This window comes from Citrobacter sp. Ce119 (assembly GCF_030334525.1).
In the GTDB taxonomy this organism is placed as follows: Bacteria; Pseudomonadota; Gammaproteobacteria; order Enterobacterales; family Enterobacteriaceae; genus Citrobacter; species Citrobacter europaeus.
Genome location: NZ_JAOWDR010000047.1, coordinates 393,841 through 412,132 on the forward strand (window position 1 = coordinate 393,841; position 18,292 = coordinate 412,132).

Annotated in this window: 19 protein-coding genes; 13 read left to right on the forward strand and 6 right to left on the reverse strand. The window is 50.3% G+C overall.

Going from position 1 to position 18,292, the window contains the following annotated elements:
* Positions 1-33: 33 nt before the first annotated feature.
* The gene (gene grxD, locus OGV80_RS10605) at positions 34-381 is read right to left on the reverse strand and encodes a monothiol glutaredoxin 4 (RefSeq protein ID WP_003832760.1); all 348 of its coding nucleotides are present in this window, start codon (positions 379-381) and stop codon (positions 34-36) included.
* 334 nt (positions 382-715) lie between these two features.
* On the opposite strand from grxD, the gene OGV80_RS10610 reads away from it, so the two are divergent.
* Both OGV80_RS10610 and sodB read left to right on the forward strand, forming a co-directional pair.
* The gene (locus OGV80_RS10610; RefSeq protein WP_043016436.1) at positions 716-1,546 is read left to right on the forward strand and encodes a C40 family peptidase; all 831 of its coding nucleotides are present in this window, start codon (positions 716-718) and stop codon (positions 1,544-1,546) included.
* Between the two features lie 127 nt (positions 1,547-1,673).
* Positions 1,674-2,255 carry a superoxide dismutase [Fe] gene (sodB, locus tag OGV80_RS10615; RefSeq protein WP_048211764.1) on the forward strand — a complete coding sequence of 194 codons (582 nt, stop codon included), beginning with the start codon at positions 1,674-1,676 and terminating at the stop codon, positions 2,253-2,255.
* Between the two features lie 38 nt (positions 2,256-2,293).
* On the opposite strand, the gene OGV80_RS10620 is transcribed toward sodB, so the two are convergent.
* A complete protein-coding gene (locus tag OGV80_RS10620; protein ID WP_087053237.1) occupies positions 2,294-3,463 on the reverse strand; it encodes an MFS transporter in 1,170 nt (389 codons plus the stop codon).
* Between the two features lie 175 nt (positions 3,464-3,638).
* The gene (gene cydH / locus OGV80_RS10625; RefSeq protein WP_072036634.1) at positions 3,639-3,728 is read right to left on the reverse strand and encodes a cytochrome bd-I accessory subunit CydH; all 90 of its coding nucleotides are present in this window, start codon (positions 3,726-3,728) and stop codon (positions 3,639-3,641) included.
* A gap of 297 nt (positions 3,729-4,025) precedes the next feature.
* Here cydH and purR point away from each other — a divergent pair, with 297 nt between their 5' ends.
* A complete protein-coding gene (gene purR, locus OGV80_RS10630) occupies positions 4,026-5,051 on the forward strand; it encodes an HTH-type transcriptional repressor PurR (RefSeq protein WP_043016439.1) in 1,026 nt (341 codons plus the stop codon).
* On the opposite strand, the gene punR is transcribed toward purR, so the two are convergent.
* Positions 5,048-5,980 (reverse strand): DNA-binding transcriptional activator PunR, encoded by a 933-nt coding sequence (gene punR / locus OGV80_RS10635; RefSeq protein WP_043016440.1) that lies wholly within the window; start codon positions 5,978-5,980, stop codon positions 5,048-5,050. The two genes, purR and punR, sit on opposite strands and share 4 nt — an antisense overlap.
* Positions 5,981-6,093: 113 nt before the next feature.
* Here punR and punC point away from each other — a divergent pair, with 113 nt between their 5' ends.
* Entirely contained in the window at positions 6,094-7,299 is a 1,206-nt protein-coding gene (punC, locus tag OGV80_RS10640; protein WP_043016441.1) for a purine nucleoside transporter PunC, read from the forward strand.
* 291 nt (positions 7,300-7,590) lie between these two features.
* Positions 7,591-8,739, forward strand: coding sequence for a cyclopropane fatty acyl phospholipid synthase (cfa, locus tag OGV80_RS10645; protein WP_043016442.1), 1,149 nt, complete (start codon positions 7,591-7,593; stop codon positions 8,737-8,739).
* Positions 8,740-8,780: 41 nt separating this feature from the next.
* On the opposite strand, the gene OGV80_RS10650 is transcribed toward cfa, so the two are convergent.
* Complete coding sequence (locus OGV80_RS10650; protein ID WP_043016443.1) at positions 8,781-9,428, reverse strand: riboflavin synthase; 648 nt, start codon at positions 9,426-9,428, stop codon at positions 8,781-8,783.
* Positions 9,429-9,645: 217 nt separating this feature from the next.
* Between OGV80_RS10650 and mdtK the strand changes: the two genes are divergently transcribed.
* Complete coding sequence (gene mdtK, locus OGV80_RS10655; protein WP_047411470.1) at positions 9,646-11,019, forward strand: MdtK family multidrug efflux MATE transporter; 1,374 nt, start codon at positions 9,646-9,648, stop codon at positions 11,017-11,019.
* 38 nt (positions 11,020-11,057) lie between these two features.
* On the opposite strand, the gene OGV80_RS10660 is transcribed toward mdtK, so the two are convergent.
* A complete protein-coding gene (locus OGV80_RS10660) occupies positions 11,058-11,756 on the reverse strand; it encodes an RluA family pseudouridine synthase (protein WP_080625135.1) in 699 nt (232 codons plus the stop codon).
* A 133-nt stretch (positions 11,757-11,889) separates the two neighbouring features.
* Between OGV80_RS10660 and OGV80_RS10665 the strand changes: the two genes are divergently transcribed.
* The 7 genes from OGV80_RS10665 to OGV80_RS10695 all read left to right on the forward strand — a co-directional run bounded on the left by OGV80_RS10665 (position 11,890) and on the right by OGV80_RS10695 (position 18,291).
* Positions 11,890-12,681 carry a PhzF family phenazine biosynthesis protein gene (locus tag OGV80_RS10665; RefSeq protein WP_043016446.1) on the forward strand — a complete coding sequence of 264 codons (792 nt, stop codon included), beginning with the start codon at positions 11,890-11,892 and terminating at the stop codon, positions 12,679-12,681.
* 36 nt (positions 12,682-12,717) lie between these two features.
* Entirely contained in the window at positions 12,718-13,026 is a 309-nt protein-coding gene (locus tag OGV80_RS10670) for a monooxygenase (protein ID WP_043016447.1), read from the forward strand.
* A gap of 242 nt (positions 13,027-13,268) precedes the next feature.
* Positions 13,269-13,664, forward strand: a complete 396-nt coding sequence (locus tag OGV80_RS10675) for a RidA family protein (protein ID WP_087053235.1) — start codon at positions 13,269-13,271, stop codon at positions 13,662-13,664.
* Between the two features lie 27 nt (positions 13,665-13,691).
* On the forward strand, positions 13,692-14,660 hold the full coding sequence (locus tag OGV80_RS10680) for a threo-3-hydroxy-L-aspartate ammonia-lyase (RefSeq protein WP_080625134.1): 969 nt from the start codon (positions 13,692-13,694) through the stop codon (positions 14,658-14,660).
* Positions 14,661-14,784: 124 nt separating this feature from the next.
* Positions 14,785-15,426 (forward strand): helix-turn-helix transcriptional regulator, encoded by a 642-nt coding sequence (locus OGV80_RS10685; protein ID WP_087050602.1) that lies wholly within the window; start codon positions 14,785-14,787, stop codon positions 15,424-15,426.
* 424 nt (positions 15,427-15,850) lie between these two features.
* A complete protein-coding gene (locus OGV80_RS10690; protein ID WP_286514841.1) occupies positions 15,851-16,345 on the forward strand; it encodes a putative pterin-binding protein in 495 nt (164 codons plus the stop codon).
* A gap of 17 nt (positions 16,346-16,362) precedes the next feature.
* Positions 16,363-18,291 carry a putative bifunctional diguanylate cyclase/phosphodiesterase gene (locus OGV80_RS10695; protein ID WP_047411482.1) on the forward strand — a complete coding sequence of 643 codons (1,929 nt, stop codon included), beginning with the start codon at positions 16,363-16,365 and terminating at the stop codon, positions 18,289-18,291.
* Position 18,292: the final 1 nt, after the last annotated feature.

Below are 18,292 nucleotides of genomic sequence, written 5' to 3' on the forward strand. Positions count from 1 at the left end.
CCATTTCAGGTCGCTTTTTTACTTCTGCTGATATTACTCAGCGTCCGGCTCTTCAGTTTTGTATTTCGCCGCTGTTTCTTTAATCAGCTGCTGCAACTCACCGCGCTGGTACATTTCGATCAAAATGTCACAGCCGCCAACCAGCTCGCCGTCAACCCACAATTGCGGGAAGGTCGGCCAGTTTGCGTATTTCGGCAGCTCGGCGCGAATATCCGGGTTCTGCAGAATATCAACATAAGCAAAGCGTTCACCACAGGCGGACAGCGCCTGCACAGCCTGTGCGGAGAAACCGCAGCTTGGCAGTTTAGGGGAACCTTTCATGTACAGGAGAATCGGGTTTTCAGCGATCTGGCGCTGGATTTTTTCGATAGTGGTGCTCATTATCTTGCTTCCTTAAACTTCTTTTACGGCAGTAGTCTGACATTGTAGCGGGTCAGACAGGCAACGGAAAATAACATTTTCATTACGCGTTATTATTTTATCCCCTGACGCTAAAAGTTGCATTCACAATCTCATTTATCCCTTTAAAGGCTGTGGATTTGATTATCCGTTCACCAACTCCTACGTTAATTGCTGTTTTTTTTTGCGGTCGGTTACGAAACATAAGTTTAAACAAAAAAAGCTATTAACTTTCCCTCTTTCTATAGATTAGAATCATCAAGTTTTGAAAATCACACGCAGGCACGATAGACCTGCCTTACCAGAGGACTGCTCAGTGGCGCGGATAAACCGAATCTCGATCACGCTCTGTGCTTTACTTTTTACTACACTGCCCTTTACGCCTATGGCTCATGCTTCCAAGCAGGCCAGGACGACACCTACCAATTCTCACACCATCAAAACGGTAGATAAAAAGAAAAGCGCTACAGCCAGCCAAAAAACAACAAAGACCAGCAAGAAAACGGCGACAAAGACCACCAGTAAAACCAGCACCAAAACCGCTTCCTCTTCAAAAAAACGCACAGCCGCTCCGGCAAAGTCGACTAAAACTGTAAATCGTCGTGGTAAAACTGCCGCAGCACAAACTGCTGCCGTTACCTGGACTGAAAAATGTACACCGCGCAAAGGCCATAAGCCGCGCTGTGTGAAGGTGAAAACCACCACCCCAACGACGCTTGCTGACGCGCATAAAGTGAAAGTGCAGAAAGCGACTAAAACCGCCATGTCTACCTTGATGAACCAAATCGGCAAACCTTATCGCTGGGGCGGCACCTCACCAAGAACCGGGTTTGACTGCAGCGGACTGGTCTATTACGCCTATAAAGATCTGGTGAAATTCCGCATTCCGCGTACCGCGAACGAAATGTATCACCTGCGCGATGCCGCGCCGATCGAACGTGGCGAACTGAAAAATGGCGATCTGGTCTTTTTCCGTACCCAGGGTCGCGGAACCGCCGATCACGTTGGCGTGTATGTTGGCAACGGTAAGTTTATTCAGTCACCGCGAAGCGGGCAGGAAATTCAAATCACCTCTCTGAGTGAAGATTACTGGCAGCGCCACTATGTGGGCGCTCGTCGGGTAATGACGCCAAAAACAATTCGCTAAAAACTTACCCTACAGAACATGCTGTAGGATAAGTTCTTCTTTTGCATAACCTTTCAATTTGCTACCCTATCCTTACTCACAATGAGGCTATTGTGTGTACTCAATATAAATAATAAGGAGAGAAGCAATGTCGTTTGAATTACCTGCATTACCGTATGCCAAAGATGCTCTGGCACCGCATATTTCTGCCGAAACGCTGGAATACCACTATGGCAAACACCATCAAACCTACGTGACCAATCTGAACAACCTGATTAAAGGCACTGCGTTTGAAGGTAAATCACTGGAAGAGATCGTACGTAGCTCTGAAGGTGGTGTCTTCAATAACGCAGCACAGGTCTGGAACCACACGTTCTACTGGAACTGCCTGGCACCGAACGCAGGTGGCGAACCAACCGGTAAACTGGCCGAGGCAATTGCCGCCTCCTTTGGCAGCTTTGCGGATTTCAAAGCGCAGTTTACCGACGCCGCTATCAAAAACTTCGGTTCTGGCTGGACCTGGCTGGTTAAAGGAACGGATGGCAAACTGGCTATCGTTTCCACCTCCAACGCGGGTACTCCGCTGACCACCGACGCGACGCCGCTGATGACCGTTGACGTATGGGAACACGCCTACTACATCGATTATCGCAATGCCCGTCCAGGTTACCTGGAGCACTTCTGGGCGCTGGTGAACTGGGAATTTGTTGCGAAGAACTTCGCAGCATAAAAAGATAACGCAGAAGGGAACCCTTCTGCGTTTTAGTTTTAATGAGTGGCAGTACAGACCTCTTCAGGCTGTTTCCGCGCCGAGATAAAGACCAGCAGCAGCGCAAGCCCCGCCACAATCGCCCCCATCACCGGCACAAAACTGTAGCCTAAACCACCGGAAATCACCGCCCCACCGGCTGCGGCACCCAGTGCGTTCCCCAGGTTAAATGCGCCAATATTGACTGAGGATGATAATCCAGGCGCTTCGCTGGCAACGCGCATCACACGCATCTGCAACGGTGGAACGACGGCAAACGTCGCCGCGCCCCAGACCACCATACTGACCGCCGCGCCCAGCTCATTTCGCGCAAGCAAAGGAATGGCCAGCATAATAACCATCAACAGCAGTAAAAAGCCTTTCAGCGTACCGTTCACTGAACGGTCAGCCAGTTTGCCGCCAAAGTAGTTACCGATCGAGAAGCCAACGCCTATCAGCACCAGCATACCGGTGACAAATGCCGGTGTGGCATGGGTGATAGTATGCAACACCGGTGAGATGTAGGTATAAAGCGTGAACATCGCCCCGGCGCCCAGAACGGTCGTCAGCAGTGCCGACAGCACCTGCGGGCGCATAAGTACCGCCAGTTCACTACGGACATCCGGGCGCTCTCCTGCCCCACCTTTGGGTAATGAGAAGAACAGGCTGACCATCGCGATGACCCCAAGACCCGCCGTTGCCATAAACGACATGCGCCAGCCGATGGTTTCACCAAGCCAGGTTGCCGCCGGAACTCCGCCAATATTGGCAATGGTTAACCCCATAAACATGGTTGCCACGGCGCTGGCCTGCTTATGTTTGGGTACCACGCTTGCAGCAACCACAGAGCCAAGACCAAAAAATGCCCCGTGATTCAGACTGGTCAAAATACGCGATAACATCAGCGTGGTGTAATCCGGTGAGATAGCCGAGAGCACGTTACCCAGCGTAAAAATCGCCATCAGGAATATCAACGCATTACGTCGCGCACGATGAGACAGCAATAATGTCATCAGCGGAGCGCCCACCATTACGCCAACCGCATACGCGCTGATCAACATGCCGGCCGCCGGAATCGAGACATCCACACCTTTGGCTATGACGGGCAATAATCCCATTGGCGAAAATTCGGTGGTACCAATGCCAAACGCGCCGATCGCCAGCGCCAGTAATGGAAAATTGAGTTTCATATTGCGACTCCGTAACGTCGAGCCATGGCGCGACATAAAATAAGAGTCAAAAGCATGACATTGATCGCAAAATTAATAAAGTTAACAAAACTGCAAAAGACTTTTGCTTATTCGCAAACAATAGAGTGGAAAAGCCAGCGGAAAGGATGAGGGAGAATTAACTCCCTCGGGGAAATCAATGCAGCGCTGCGGTCAGGCCACTCGCGACGATCAAGCCCAGAACAATAATGGTAGTTACTAACGAAAATTTCAGATCGGTGCTCATCAAGTTTTCTCCTTTTTATTCCCACACAAAAAGTGATATTGCGCATTTTTACACACTTGAAAGCAAAAATCTCTCACGATTTATATTGATAACTGCTTTTAACTCTTCCCCTTTTCGTTAAGATCAGACAAAATTCCACGCTTACTTGATTAGCGTACCGGCCATTGACCCCTTCCTGACGTTCCGTGTCGTTTTCCCGGCGTGCCGCAACCCTTACGTTGCGCTAAGGGTGTGTAAAGGCAAACGTTTACCTGGAGTATTCTCAGGAGCTTAGGATATGGTCTGGAGTGAGATGTAATGGCAACAATTAAAGATGTAGCGAAGCGAGCAAACGTTTCCACTACAACCGTATCACACGTAATTAACAAAACGCGCTTTGTCGCGGAAGAAACGCGTAATGCTGTCTGGGCGGCGATCAAAGAGCTGCACTATTCTCCGAGCGCAGTGGCACGCAGCCTGAAGGTGAATCACACCAAGTCTATTGGCTTGTTGGCCACCAGCAGCGAAGCGGCCTATTTCGCTGAAATTATCGAAGCCGTTGAGAAAAACTGTTTCCAGAAAGGCTATACCCTGATTCTGGGTAACGCATGGAACAGTCTCGAAAAACAGCAGGCCTATCTGTCGATGATGGCGCAAAAGCGCGTTGATGGTCTGCTGGTGATGTGTTCCGAGTATCCGGAGCCGCTGCTGACGATGCTCGAAGAGTATCGCCATATTCCGATGGTCGTCATGGACTGGGGCGAAGCAAAAGCCGACTTTACCGATACGGTCATTGATAACGCCTTCGAAGGCGGTTACATGGCAGGTCGGTATCTGGTAGAACGTGGTCATCGTGAGATTGGCGTGATCCCTGGCCCAATGGAACGTAACACCGGAGCCGGGCGTCTGGCTGGTTTTATGAAAGCGATGGAAGAAGCGCTGATTAAAGTGCCTGAAAACTGGATTGTGCAGGGCGATTTTGAACCTGAGTCCGGCTATCGCGCCATGCAGCAAATTTTGTCACAGTCGCATCGTCCGACCGCCGTCTTCTGTGGTGGCGATATTATGGCGATGGGTGCACTGTGCGCCGCTGACGAGATGGGACTGCGCGTACCGCAGGATGTCTCGCTTATCGGGTACGACAACGTGCGCAACGCCCGCTTCTTCACGCCGGCCCTGACGACTATTCACCAGCCGAAAGATTCGCTGGGTGAAACGGCCTTCAACATGTTGTTAGACCGTATCGTGAATAAGCGCGAAGAGTCACAATCTATCGAGGTGCATCCGCGTCTGGTAGAACGCCGCTCGGTTGCCGACGGCCCGTTCCGCGATTACCGCCGCTAAGCCTGTTGCGCGGGGGCCTCATCTGGCTCCCGCAGCCATTCCTTGTTCAACGTTTCACTATCCCCTAAATAATCCAGCAGCCAGCTCAATGCCGGCGACGTATCGTTCTGTTGCCATGTCAGGCAGCATGCGGCATCAGGAAATGGATTCTCCAACTGTAGCGCAACCCATTTGCCGCTATCGATCCACGGTTTGGCAAAATGCGTCGGTACCATGCCGACGCACAACCCTGCAGACAAACAGGTAGCGGAAGATTCCCAGTCTGGCACCACAACGCGCTTTTGGTTATCCAGCAGCCAGGTAATACGCTTTGGCAACGTACGGGAGGTATCTTCACGCACCAGTGACGGCCAGTTGCGCAACGTGTCATCACTCAGCGGCCCGGGCATTGACGCCAACGGATGATGGCTAGCCACCACGCAGCTCCAGCTCAGCATTCCCATGTCGCGGAAGGTATAGCGGCCCCCCACCGGAATCGCCTGCGTGGCGCCGATTGCCAGCTCAACGCGCCCATCGGACAGCGCATCCCAGACGCCGTTAAAGACTTCCTGGAAAACCAACAGTTCCACATCGTCAAAATGACGATAGAAATCGACGATCATTTGTCGGGTACGATCTGGGCGGACAATGTTATCGACTGCGATCGCCAGTTGCCCGCGCCAGCCGTTGGCAATTTGCTGGCATTGCTGGCGAGTGATCTGCATTTTTTTGATAACAGAGCGGCCTTCTTTAAGAAACCATGCGCCAGCAGGCGTCAATTCCACATCCCGATGGCGCCGCTCAAAAAGCGGCACCGCCAGCCACTCTTCCAGTTGACGTACGGTGTAGCTTACCGCGGAGGGTACACGGTGCAACTCCTGGGCGGCAGAACTAAAGCTGCCGTTACGCGCAACGGCATCAACCACTTCAAGTGAATATTCCGACCACATATTCTGCCTGCAAAAAATTTGAAATCAGTAAGCAAATATTAGCGTTTCACAGCGAGAATTACACTCACTACACTCAGCGGCATTGTTCTATTGCTAAAAAAAGAGAAATGATGATGCAACCTGGGAAAGGGTTTTTAGTCTGGCTGGCAGGTCTTAGCGTGCTCGGCTTTCTGGCAACGGATATGTATCTGCCCGCCTTTGCCGCAATTCAGTCCGATTTGCAAACACCTGCATCTGCCGTCAGCGCCAGCCTTAGCTTGTTCTTAGCCGGTTTTGCCGTCGCGCAACTTTTGTGGGGGCCACTTTCCGACCACTACGGTCGCAAACCTATTTTGCTACTGGGTTTATCTATCTTTGCACTGGGCAGTCTGGGCATGCTGTGGGTTGAAAACGCCACCGGCCTGCTGGTGCTGCGCTTTGTCCAGGCCGTTGGTGTTTGCGCTGCATCGGTTATCTGGCAGGCGTTGGTCACCGATTATTATCCTTCACAAAAAGTAAACCGCATCTTTGCCACCATTATGCCGCTGGTCGGATTATCTCCGGCATTAGCACCATTACTAGGCAGTTGGATCCTGGTACATTTTTCCTGGCAGGCCATTTTCGCCACCCTTTTTGCTATTACCCTAATTCTGATGCTTCCTGCACTGCGCTTAAAACCGACGGTTAAAGCACGCGACGACAGCCAGGACAAACTGACGTTCGCCACCTTGCTACGCTCGAAAACTTACCGCGGAAACGTGCTGATTTATGCCGCCTGTTCCGCAAGCTTTTTCGCATGGCTGACGGGTTCCCCGTTCATCCTCAGCGAAATGGGCTACAGTCCAGCGGTGATTGGCCTGAGCTATGTTCCGCAAACTATCGCTTTCTTAATCGGTGGTTACGGCTGCCGCGCTGCGCTGCAAAAATGGCAGGGCCGTCAACTGCTGCCCTGGTTACTCATTCTGTATGCCATCAGCGTTGTGGCCACCTGGGCAACCGGCTTTATTCATCATGTTGCGCTGGCTGAAATCCTGATCCCATTCTGTGTGATGGCGATCGCTAACGGGGCAATCTATCCTATCGTCGTCGCGCAAGCATTACGTCCTTTCCCACAAGCAACAGGACGCGCAGCCGCATTGCAGAACACGCTGCAACTGGGTTTATGCTTCCTCGCAAGCCTTGTGGTTTCCTGGTTAATCGCCACCCCACTGCTCACCACCACCAGCGTGATGCTGACAACGGTGCTGCTGGCGGGCGTGGGTTACAAAATGCAATCACAGAAAGCTGACGCCCCGCAAACAGATGATCGTGCACAAATTGCCCACGGTGAGTCTCACTAAAGATTGTTGCGGGCAATTAATTAGCCCGCTAACAATTATCAGTTGAATCGATAAAAAATCAGGCCTATACTGATTTCCGGTTGTTAAAAATAACGATAATTTCTATGTATTAACGGTGACAAGAACGTTCCCGTTTTTCCACGGATGGCCTTTTCGGCAAGGGTTCCTCCCTTCCTCTGTTCTACGTCGGATTATAGATTCGCGGATTAATTCCGTGAGATTTCTCACAAAGCCCAAAAAAGCGTCTACGCTGTTTTAAGGTTCTGATCACCGACCAGTGATGGAGAAGCTATGAGTTCATCGTGTATAGAAGACGTCAGCGTACCGGATGATGACTGGTACCGCATCACCAATGAATTATTGAGCCGTGCAGGCATTACCATTAATGGCCCGGCACCGGCGGATATTCGCGTAACAAACCCCGATTTTTTCAAACGCGTATTACAGGAAGGATCGTTAGGGTTGGGTGAAAGTTATATGGATGGCTGGTGGGAATGCGACCGGCTGGACATGTTTTTTAGTAAAGTCCTGCGCGCGGGTCTTGAAAACCAACTCCCCCGCCACTTTAAAGATACGCTACGTATCGCCACGGCCCGCCTGTTCAATTTACAGACCAAAAAACGTGCGTGGGTCGTCGGTAAAGAACATTACGATTTAGGCAACGACCTTTTTACCCGCATGCTGGACCCTTATATGCAGTATTCCTGCGCCTACTGGAAAGATGCCGACACCCTGGAATCTGCCCAGCAGGCGAAGCTAAAAATGATTGCTGAAAAGCTGCAGTTGAAGCCAGGAATGCGGGTGCTTGATATTGGCTGCGGCTGGGGCGGTTTATCCCAGTTTATGGCATCACAGTATGGCGTTAGCGTAGTGGGTGTGACCATTTCGGCAGAACAGCAGAAAATGGCGCAGGCGCGTTGCGCGGGGCTGGATGTCACCATTTTGCTGCAGGACTACCGAGACCTGAACGACAAATTTGATCGCATTGTCTCCGTGGGCATGTTTGAGCATGTGGGGCCGAAGAACTACGCCACCTATTTTGAGGTGGTCGATCGTAATTTAAAACCTGACGGTCTCTTTTTGCTGCATAGCATCGGCTCCAAAAAGACCGACAATAACGTTGACCCGTGGATCAATAAATATATCTTTCCGAACGGCTGTTTACCGTCAGTTCGCCAGATAGCTAACGCCAGCGAGCCACATTTTGTGATGGAAGACTGGCATAATTTTGGCGCGGATTACGATACAACGCTGATGGCCTGGCACGAGCGTTTCATGAGATCCTGGCCCGAAATCGCCGATAACTATACCGAACGTTTCAAACGGATGTTCAGCTATTACCTGAACGCCTGCGCCGGGGCGTTTCGTGCTCGTGACATTCAGCTATGGCAGGTGGTATTTTCCCGCGGCGTTGAACACGGTCTGCGCGTTCCCCGCTAATCGTTATCGCCCCCGAGCCAACGGGGGCTTGACACTCAGGCTTACGCTCCCGATTCGCCCGTGACGTGACTGATGGCGCTTTCACGCGCCGCCAGCACACGCTCAACGGTATCAACCACCGCCTGAGTTTGAGGGTCAATTTCAATGTTGACCCGCGCGCCCAGCTTTTTCTTGCCGAGCGTCGTACGCTCCAGCGTTTCCGGGATCAAATGCACACAGAAGCGCGTCGGCGTCACTTCACCGACCGTCAGGCTGATACCGTCAATACCGATAAATCCTTTGTACAGGATATATTTCATCAGCGATGGATCCTGAACCTTAAACCACACCTGTCTGTTGTTCTCAGAGGTCAGAATTTTCGACACTTCGGCGGTAGTCATAATGTGGCCCGACATTAAATGTCCGCCAATTTCATCGCTGAATTTTGCCGCCCGCTCAACGTTGACCAAATCACCGACCTTCAGGTCACCCAAATTGGTGATGCGCAGCGTTTCTTTCATCAGATCAAAGCTTATCTGGTTACCGTTAATTTCGGTGACCGTCAGGCAGCACCCATTGTGAGCAACCGAAGCACCAGTCTCCAGCGCATCCAGCATATATTCAGGCAACTCCACGACATGCGTACGAAAATTTGGTTTTTCATCAATGGACACCAATTTCGCGGTGCCCTGCACAATACCCGTAAACATACTTCAAACTCCTGAACTCAATTAAGACATCTCTGCACAGCACAATAGCAGGTGGAAATTCAGGTTGCCAGCAATGCGCCGCGCCTGCCTGTTTTTTCACTGGAGAATTACGTATTCCTCGCTACAATAGACTGAAATTTCCCCTGCATTTTCTCCTTGCTGCCAGATAAGGCGGCTTTTTTAGTCTCTCAAATAACAACAATATAGTGGTGTACACGTGCAAAAGTATGTAAGTGAAGCGCGTCAGTTATTAGCTCTGGCAATTCCGGTGATTCTTGCGCAAATCGCTCAAACCGCAATGGGATTCGTTGATACCGTCATGGCGGGCGGATACAGCGCCACGGATATGGCGGCCGTCGCCATTGGTACGTCCATTTGGCTGCCGGCCATTCTGTTTGGTCACGGACTACTGCTGGCATTGACGCCAGTAATTGCGCAACTCAATGGTTCCGGACGCCGGGATCGAATCGCCCATCAAATACGCCAGGGATTCTGGCTGGCGGGCAGCGTATCCATTCTGATAATGGTAGTGCTATGGAACGCAGGCTACATTATTCACTCCATGCATAATATTGACCCGGCGCTGGCGGATAAAGCCGTCGGCTACCTGCGCGCGTTGCTGTGGGGGGCGCCTGGGTATTTGTTCTTCCAGGTAGCCCGTAACCAGTGTGAAGGTCTGGCCAAGACGAAACCGGCGATGGTGATGGGATTTCTCGGCCTGCTGGTGAACATTCCGGTTAACTACGTTTTCATTTATGGGCATTTAGGCATGCCGGAACTGGGCGGCGTGGGCTGCGGCGTAGCTACGGCAGCGGTTTACTGGGTGATGTTTATCGCCATGCTGTCTTACGTAAAACGCGCACGCTCGATGCGCGATATTCGTAATGAGCGTGGTTTCCAGAAACCGGACACCGCCGTAATGAAACGTCTGATTCAACTGGGTTTGCCTATCGCGCTGGCGCTATTTTTCGAAGTGACGCTGTTTGCGGTGGTGGCGCTGCTGGTTTCCCCGTTGGGGATTGTCGACGTAGCCGGACACCAGATCGCACTGAACTTCAGCTCGTTAATGTTCGTTCTGCCGATGTCTCTGGCTGCAGCCGTCACCATTCGTGTCGGTTATCGTCTGGGCCAGGGATCAACACTGGATGCGCAAACTGCCGCCAGAACGGGTCTGGGTGTCGGGGTCTGCATGGCGATGGTAACGGCGATTTTCACCGTGACATTCCGCGAGCACATAGCCCTGCTCTACAACAATAACCCGGAGGTAGTCGCTCTTGCGGCGCAGCTCATGTTACTGGCCGCGGTGTATCAGATATCGGACTCTATCCAGGTTATTGGCAGCGGTATCCTGCGTGGTTATAAAGATACGCGTTCCATTTTCTTTATTACCTTTACGGCATACTGGGTGCTGGGTTTGCCAAGCGGTTATATTCTGGCGCTTACCGACCTGGTCGTTGACCGGATGGGACCGGCGGGATTCTGGATGGGCTTTATTATCGGCCTGACCTCTGCGGCGATACTGATGATGCTGCGCATGCGGTTTCTACAACGCCAGCCGTCAGCAGTTATTTTACAACGCGCCGCGCGATAACCCCATAACAGCCGCCATCTGGCGGCTTTTTTACCGCTTCAGAAGGGGCTGGCGTTTTCGGCATTCACCCACTGTTTGTGGACAGGATGCCTGAAATGCAACTCACTGGCATGCAGCATCAGCCGCGGGGTTAGTTCAGTGCCTGGCAGTAGACGCCCGCCATACAAATCGCACCCCAAAATAGGATGCCCCAACTGTTGACAGTGGATCCGTAGTTGATGGGTTCGCCCAGTTTCAGGCGTCAGTTGTACGCGCGTCAAGGGGAGTAAAGTCCCCTCCTCCAGGGGGTGATAAAAGCGCTCAATAACCTGATAGCGCGAGCGGGCAGGTTTGCCGTTAATAGCGCAAATCGACATCAGTGGAAACAGCGCCGGGTCTTTGGCAATCGCTGCGTCGATAATCCCTTCATCGTTTTCCAGATGTCCGCATAACAGCGCGCTGTAAACCTTAGTGACCGTACGCTGGCTAAACTGCTGGCAAAGCGCGGCATTGATAGCCTTGTTGCGGGCAACCACCATCAGCCCTGAAGTCCCAAAATCAAGCCGATGAACCAGCGTGCAGTCGGGGTAAATCTGTACCAGCCGGTAATGTACCGAATCAAGATTCTGCGGATTTTTCCCCGACAAGCTAAGCAGCCCGCTGGGTTTATTGATAAGCACCAGGTGCTCGTCCTGATAGAGGATCTCTATCTCGTCATGACAAGGTGGGGCAATGAAGGTATCGAGGATCGTAGACATGAGCGGCCTGGATAAAGTGTGGGAACGGATGATAACGAATTTTGACCAGCCAGGCGAATCGGCGCGCTTAACCCATGGCAATCATTGCATGATAGAGTGTGGATTATCCCGAGTGCGATGAGAGGGTTACACAGTGCAACAAATCGATTTTTACATGGTAGATGCCTTTACCACCACGACGTTTGGCGGTAATGCCGCAGCAGTCTGTCCGCTCGTTGACTGGCTGCCCGATGAAACATTATTAAAAATGTCGCAGCAGCATAACCAGTCTGAAACTGCTTTTTTTGTCGCCAAGGAAAATGGCTTTGAGCTGCGTTGGTTTACCACTCAGGGAGAAATCAATCTGTGTGGGCATGCCACTCTGGCCGCCGCGCATGTCATCTTTGAACATCTGGATTACCCGGACACTACCCTCCATTTTGCTACCCGGTTTGTGGGTCCGCTGACGGTCACACGCAGCGGTGAATGGCTGACGCTTGATTTTCCGGCCTGGCAAAGTGAACCTGTCGAGCCGCCCACCTTATTGTTGGAAACATTAGGCATCACAGAATACAAAGAGGTGCGCGTCGCACGCGATTACATGGTGGTGCTGGAGAATCAACAGCAGGTTGAGGCTGTGCGCCCAAACATCCACGCCATGCTTCCGCTGGGGAAAATGGTTTGTATCACCGCACCGGGTGATGGGGAATACGATTTCGTCAGCCGTTTCTTCTGCCCGGGCGAAGCCGTTGCGGAAGACCCCGTCACAGGCTCGGCACATAGCATGCTGATCCCTTACTGGGCTGCAAAACTGAACAAAACACAGATGCTGGCGCGCCAGGTCTCGGCACGCGGCGGGGATTTACGCTGCCAACTGACAGGAACGCGTGTTTACATCGGCGGACAAGCTGTAACTTATCTGACGGGTCACGTGCTGTTGCGCTAACAGCCTTACCCGAATTAACCCATCCATGGAGGATTTATGTCGAACAAACTCGTACAGATACACTTTGATTTTCATGGTCCGTTTGGGGCTGAGATGTCGAATCAGCTCGTTGAACTGGCCGAGTCAATCAACCAGGAGCCGGGGTTCATCTGGAAAATCTGGACCGAAAACGCAGCAAATAATGAAGCGGGTGGCATCTACTTGTTCCAGGATGAAAACACCGCGCTGGCCTATATCAAAAAACACACGGCCCGCCTGAAGCATTTAGGCGTGACAGACGTGACGTTCAAAATCTTCGATATCAATGAACCATTAAGTAAGATTAACCACGGTCATATCGGCTAATATTTTCCCCCAGACGCCCCACTTCGGGGCGCTGCTACACTCTCCTGCCGTCCCCCTCATCAAAAGCCCCCCCTTTTCGCCACCTCACGATGGCGATATAGCGTGTGCCGCGTTTGCAATAGTTCACAAAATTATCACCCGCGAAAACTACCACTAGCCGAAAGCAGTATGAAAGCGTATAAATAAGACAAACAGTATTATTTTATACAAAGTGAATCACCATCAGCTACAGGAGATTTCTTATGTCCGTGGACATTACATTGAACTCATCTGCCGGAAGCTTCCCGCCAGCAGGTCATTACTCGCACAGTACAACGGCTGGCGGCTTCGTCTTCATTTCGGGGCAGTTGCCGGTTACTTTTGATGGCGAGAAAAAAGCGGATGCCTCTTTTGAAGATCAAACCCGACTGGTACTCAAGAATATTGATGCTTGTCTGGCGGGTGCTGGAGTTTCCCGTCAGCATCTGGTGTCTGTTCGCGTCTATGTGACGGATATGAACCAGTGGCCGACGTTTAACAAAATCTATGGAGAATGGATCGGTGATTTCCGCCCATCCCGTGCCGTAGCAGGCGTTGCTGAGCTTCATTATGGCTTCGCGCTGGAAGTTGAAGCCATTGCGTTGGCCCCACAAGCGTAACGTTTAACGACATACAGGTGAACAACAATGACTGAAATGACACTGCCAGATTATAACGATGTGGCCGCTGCGGCAGAACGCATCGCCGATTATGCCAACAGAACGCCGGTGATGACCTCCCGAACGGTTAATGAAGAATTTGCTGCTGAAGTTTTCTTCAAGTGCGAAAACTTCCAGAGAATGGGCGCGTTTAAATTTCGCGGCGCCATGAATGCGTTGCGCCAGTTCACCCCGGAACAACGCGCTGCGGGCGTCGTTACTTTTTCTTCCGGCAACCACGCGCAGGCCATTGCCCTGTCGGCAAAATTGTTGGGGATCCCGGCGACCATTATCATGCCGCATGATGCCCCGGCAGCTAAAGTTGCCGCAACAAAAGGCTATGGCGGAAATGTGGTGATGTACGATCGCTATAGCGAAGATCGTGAAAAAATTGGCCGGGACCTGGCAGAAAAACACGGGTTGACGCTAATCCCGCCTTACGACCATCCGCACGTGATTGCGGGCCAGGGCACCGCCACAAAAGAGCTGATTGAGGAAGTAGGTCAGTTAGACGTTCTTTTCGTGTGTCTGGGCGGCGGCGGGCTGCTTTCAGGATCCGCACTGGCAGCGCGACATTTGTCTCCTGACTGCATCATCTATGGCGTCGAGCCCGAAGCAGGAAATGATGGTCAACAGTCGTTTCGCAGCGGCAAAATTGTTCATATCGATACACCTAAAACCATTGCTGACGGCGCTCAAACTCAACATCTCGGGAATATTACGTTTCCAATTATCCAGCAAAACGTGAACGATATTCTGACTGTCTCAGACGATGAATTAGTCGCCTCAATGAAATTTATCGCTGAACGAATGAAAATTGTCGTGGAGCCGACCGGTTGCCTGGGTTTCGCCGCCGCCAGAGCGCGTAAAGCTGAACTGCGTGGTAAGAAAATCGGCATTATCATCAGCGGTGGCAACGTGGATATCAGCCGTTACAGTGAATTCCTTGCCGGGTGATCGAAAAGGTATCTGCTAAGCGGATACCTTACTATTGTCTGTACATTCCCGTCTGGAAAAGCGGGCCCAGCTCACTGTAAACTGCTCGCAATCGTGGCAACAGGCATCACCGCAGGAGACTGGCATGCCAAAAACCGACAACAACTCACTTCTCTGCCAAATTGATACTATCGCCAGGGGCTTGAGTGAGACCTTTTCTCCATTTTGCGAAGTGGTAGTTCATGATCTCAAAAATCCTGAACATGCCATTTTATCCATCCATAATAACCTGTCAGGACGTGAACCCGGCCAACCGGCAACAGAGCTTGGCCTGGCCAGAATCGCATCGCCTGAATTTCCCAGTATCATTGCCAACTACAGCAACCAGTTTGCCGATGGCCGCCCGGTGAAAAGCACGTCCATAGGCATCAAGGATGAAAAAGGCATATACGTAGCAGCACTGTGTCTGAATGTGGATATGACGCTGTTTCGTGGCATGCAGAGCGCCCTCGCGCGTTTTACTGAAACCACAGACTCGCCTGTTAAGGAACATATCGATCCTGGTAGTAATGAAGTCATCCGCCAGCGTATCGATGACTTTGCAGCTAAGCGCGCCACAACGGCCCGCGCCCTTAAACCTGAAGACCGTAAGCGACTGATTCAACAATTACGCAAAGACGGTTTGCTTAACGTACGAAAATCTATGGATACCGTCGCGCAGCATTTGGGCGTTTCCAGGGCTACCGCTTATCTGTATGCCCGTCAGTCAGTTCAGGCGGGTGAATAAACGGGTTCAGATAGACCACACTTGCCGCAGCATAGAATGTCTGCTCTTGATTACCGACACGAAGCGCTCCCGCTATACTAAGGGCGGCTTCGTGCCCGATTTCGTGTCCGATATAGTTATCCACCAGTAAACAACCAAATCCCGCTGCAGTGAAAAAATAAACCTTTATTTTCGTGCGTATTTATTGGCGCTGAGTAAATAGATGACTTATTTTTGTACGTACACAGTGAAATTTAGCTTTACTCAAATAACACCACCAGCATTGCTAATGCTTCACAATAGAACAAATAACAACTAACCCACTGATTTAAAAGAATTTAAAAAATACTGAATTTATTGCACCAATAATACCTATGCAATATATATAAATAGCGTGATATCTAAATTATAATTCTTTTACATCCAGCTGATTGGTGAGGTAAGAATGCGGTTAATGGTCATGTTGGTAAGCTTTGTACTCTCCACCCAGCTTTGGGCAGGTGAACTTTCCAGGCCCACCGGTAAAGTTCTTTTAACGCTGTCGGGTAATATTGAAAATACAAATACTGATGGGAAAGCCGTTTTTGATACCGCCAGCCTCGAGAAGCTCGGCATGGTCAGCTTCCAGACCACCTCCCCTTGGTATAATGGACGCACTACCTTTACGGGTATTCCACTTCAAAAAATCATGGATTATGTCGGGGCGAATGGCTCTGTTGTGAAGGTCACTGCGCTCAATGACTACACCACCGTTATCCCTCTCAGTGATTTCAAAAAATACAATGCTATCCTTGCTTTAAAAATCAACGGAAAATATATGCGCATCCGTGACAAAGGCCCGCTATTCATTGTGTACCCCTATGACAGCATGCCAGAACTGAATAATCAGATTTATTATTCAAGGTCTGCATGGCAGGTCAGTAGTATGGATATTGAGTAAGCGTTCAGAGGAACATCATGAACAGAATACTGGCTGGCATCATCTTTTTTCTTTTTATATCTACCGGGTATATCTCTTTCCTCGTGCATGAACGGCAACAAGAGCTACAGAAACTGACTCATTACACTGATTCCTGGTCTGCTGCTCAGTTGGTATCACAATATTACCGATTTGAATCGTTGCTTGGTCTTTACACTATCGATGATACGATGAATCTCGATGATGTACGTATGCGTCTCGACATTATGCTCAGCCAGAGTGATTTGATAAAAGAAGGTGACCTGGGGCGCTACATAGAAAGCAATATAGCCCACCGTGAGCTGGCGGTAAAACTTGAAAATACTCTTAGTTATCTGGATGTTAATCTTGAGAGCATGAATCGTTCAGCACTTCAGGCATATCTGAAAAAAATGCATGCTCTGGATGCACCACTTGGCCGTCTTTCATCCGGTGCCTTAAACAAGGATGTTAACTCGATCAATAATGCCAACCAAAAAATTCAAACGCTGTACTATATTTACTCAGCTACCTCTGTATTGTTGATAATACTCAGTGCGATTCTGGGCGTGCTCATTTTCTATCAAAACAGAAATATTCTGCGGGCGCACCTTCAGGTCAAGAGTCTGGCCCAAGAACTGCAGAAATCTAAAGAAAAGCTACAAATCCAGAATGCTAAACTGGAATATGACGTCTACCATGATTCTCTTACCGAGATGAATAACCGCCAGCTATTCTGGAGCGATTTAAATAAAACAATCGAGATAGCAGAAAAAAATAACGATGCTGTGACCGTGATGTTGTTCGATTTAGATCGATTCAAAGAGGTAAATGATACGTATGGTCATGATGCTGGTGATATGTTATTGCGCCAGATATCAGACCGTCTGATTTCGATGAGCCTGACTTCGGATACCCTGTATCGCTTAGGAGGGGATGAGTTTGCGTTTCTGTCGAGCGGTCTGACAGAAAGCCGGGCCGTTTCACGAGCACAGAAAATAAGTGATTTTATCAGCCAGCCCTACACTATTTACAACACGATTATCAACATAACCACCTGTGTTGGCATCGTTATCTCAGAAACTGAACGTCGCTCCGACTATCTTTATAAATTTGCCGATTTGGCCCTGTATGAGGCCAAAAATGAAGGCTCAGGTAAGATAAAAGTCTTTCGGCAACGCATGTTAGAAAAGCTGCAAGAAAGCAGAACGCTTGAGCATGATATGGCATTGGCAATAGTGAACAAAGAATTCGTGGTCTATTACCAGCCTATTGTCGATTCTTTCAGCCAGAAAATTTACAGCTATGAAGCGCTGATTCGCTGGATTCATCCTCTAAAAGGTCTGCTGTCGCCTGATAGCTTTATTCCTGTTGCTGAAAAAACAGGAATGATTAATGAGATGGGTAAAGCGGTGCTTGAAATTGCCTGCAGGGAAGCGGCGTGTTGGGCGGTTCCGGCTAAGATTTCGGTCAATGTCTCCCCTGTTCAGCTAAGTAGCAAAGGCTTTGCCGGCATCGTGTTAACCATTCTGAAAGAAACAGGACTTCCACCGGACCGCCTCGAACTGGAAGTGACAGAGTCTTCTCTCTTTACTGAGAGTACGACACCAATGAACACGCTTAATAAGCTCAGAGCCCTGGGCGTGAAAATTTCCATCGATGATTTTGGTACCGGATACTCGTCTCTTTCGCGCCTCAGCAGACTTGCCTTCGATAAAATCAAAATAGACAAATCCTTTGTGCATTCGATATCCACACAGGAAGACGCCCTTAATATCATCAAACTGATCACCGGCATGGCGAAATCCCTCAATATGAAGGCTGTTGCAGAAGGTGTTGAAACGCAGGAGCAACTTGAAAGTCTTCAGGCACTGGGCTGCGATTTTGCACAAGGATATCTGTTTGGCAAACCTCAGCCTTGCATTGATGAGGAAATCAGAAACGGTTAAA

Bases quoted from the DNA above. Each gene is read 5' to 3' on its own strand.
- OGV80_RS10685 (WP_087050602.1), top strand. From the start codon at position 14,785: ATGCCAAAAACCGACAACAACTCACTTCTCTGCCAAATTGATACTATC.
- punC (WP_043016441.1), top strand. From the start codon at position 6,094: ATGCAACCTGGGAAAGGGTTTTTAGTCTGGCTGGCAGGTCTTAGCGTG.
- OGV80_RS10670 (WP_043016447.1), top strand. From the start codon at position 12,718: ATGTCGAACAAACTCGTACAGATACACTTTGATTTTCATGGTCCGTTT.
- OGV80_RS10620 (WP_087053237.1), bottom strand. From the start codon at position 3,463: ATGAAACTCAATTTTCCATTACTGGCGCTGGCGATCGGCGCGTTTGGC.
- purR (WP_043016439.1), top strand. From the start codon at position 4,026: ATGGCAACAATTAAAGATGTAGCGAAGCGAGCAAACGTTTCCACTACA.
- grxD (WP_003832760.1), bottom strand. From the start codon at position 381: ATGAGCACCACTATCGAAAAAATCCAGCGCCAGATCGCTGAAAACCCG.
- OGV80_RS10650 (WP_043016443.1), bottom strand. From the start codon at position 9,428: ATGTTTACGGGTATTGTGCAGGGCACCGCGAAATTGGTGTCCATTGAT.
- OGV80_RS10695 (WP_047411482.1), top strand. From the start codon at position 16,363: ATGAACAGAATACTGGCTGGCATCATCTTTTTTCTTTTTATATCTACC.
- OGV80_RS10660 (WP_080625135.1), bottom strand. From the start codon at position 11,756: ATGTCTACGATCCTCGATACCTTCATTGCCCCACCTTGTCATGACGAG.
- cfa (WP_043016442.1), top strand. From the start codon at position 7,591: ATGAGTTCATCGTGTATAGAAGACGTCAGCGTACCGGATGATGACTGG.
- cydH (WP_072036634.1), bottom strand. From the start codon at position 3,728: ATGAGCACCGATCTGAAATTTTCGTTAGTAACTACCATTATTGTTCTG.
- OGV80_RS10675 (WP_087053235.1), top strand. From the start codon at position 13,269: ATGTCCGTGGACATTACATTGAACTCATCTGCCGGAAGCTTCCCGCCA.
- punR (WP_043016440.1), bottom strand. From the start codon at position 5,980: ATGTGGTCGGAATATTCACTTGAAGTGGTTGATGCCGTTGCGCGTAAC.
- OGV80_RS10690 (WP_286514841.1), top strand. From the start codon at position 15,851: ATGCGGTTAATGGTCATGTTGGTAAGCTTTGTACTCTCCACCCAGCTT.
- sodB (WP_048211764.1), top strand. From the start codon at position 1,674: ATGTCGTTTGAATTACCTGCATTACCGTATGCCAAAGATGCTCTGGCA.
- OGV80_RS10680 (WP_080625134.1), top strand. From the start codon at position 13,692: ATGACTGAAATGACACTGCCAGATTATAACGATGTGGCCGCTGCGGCA.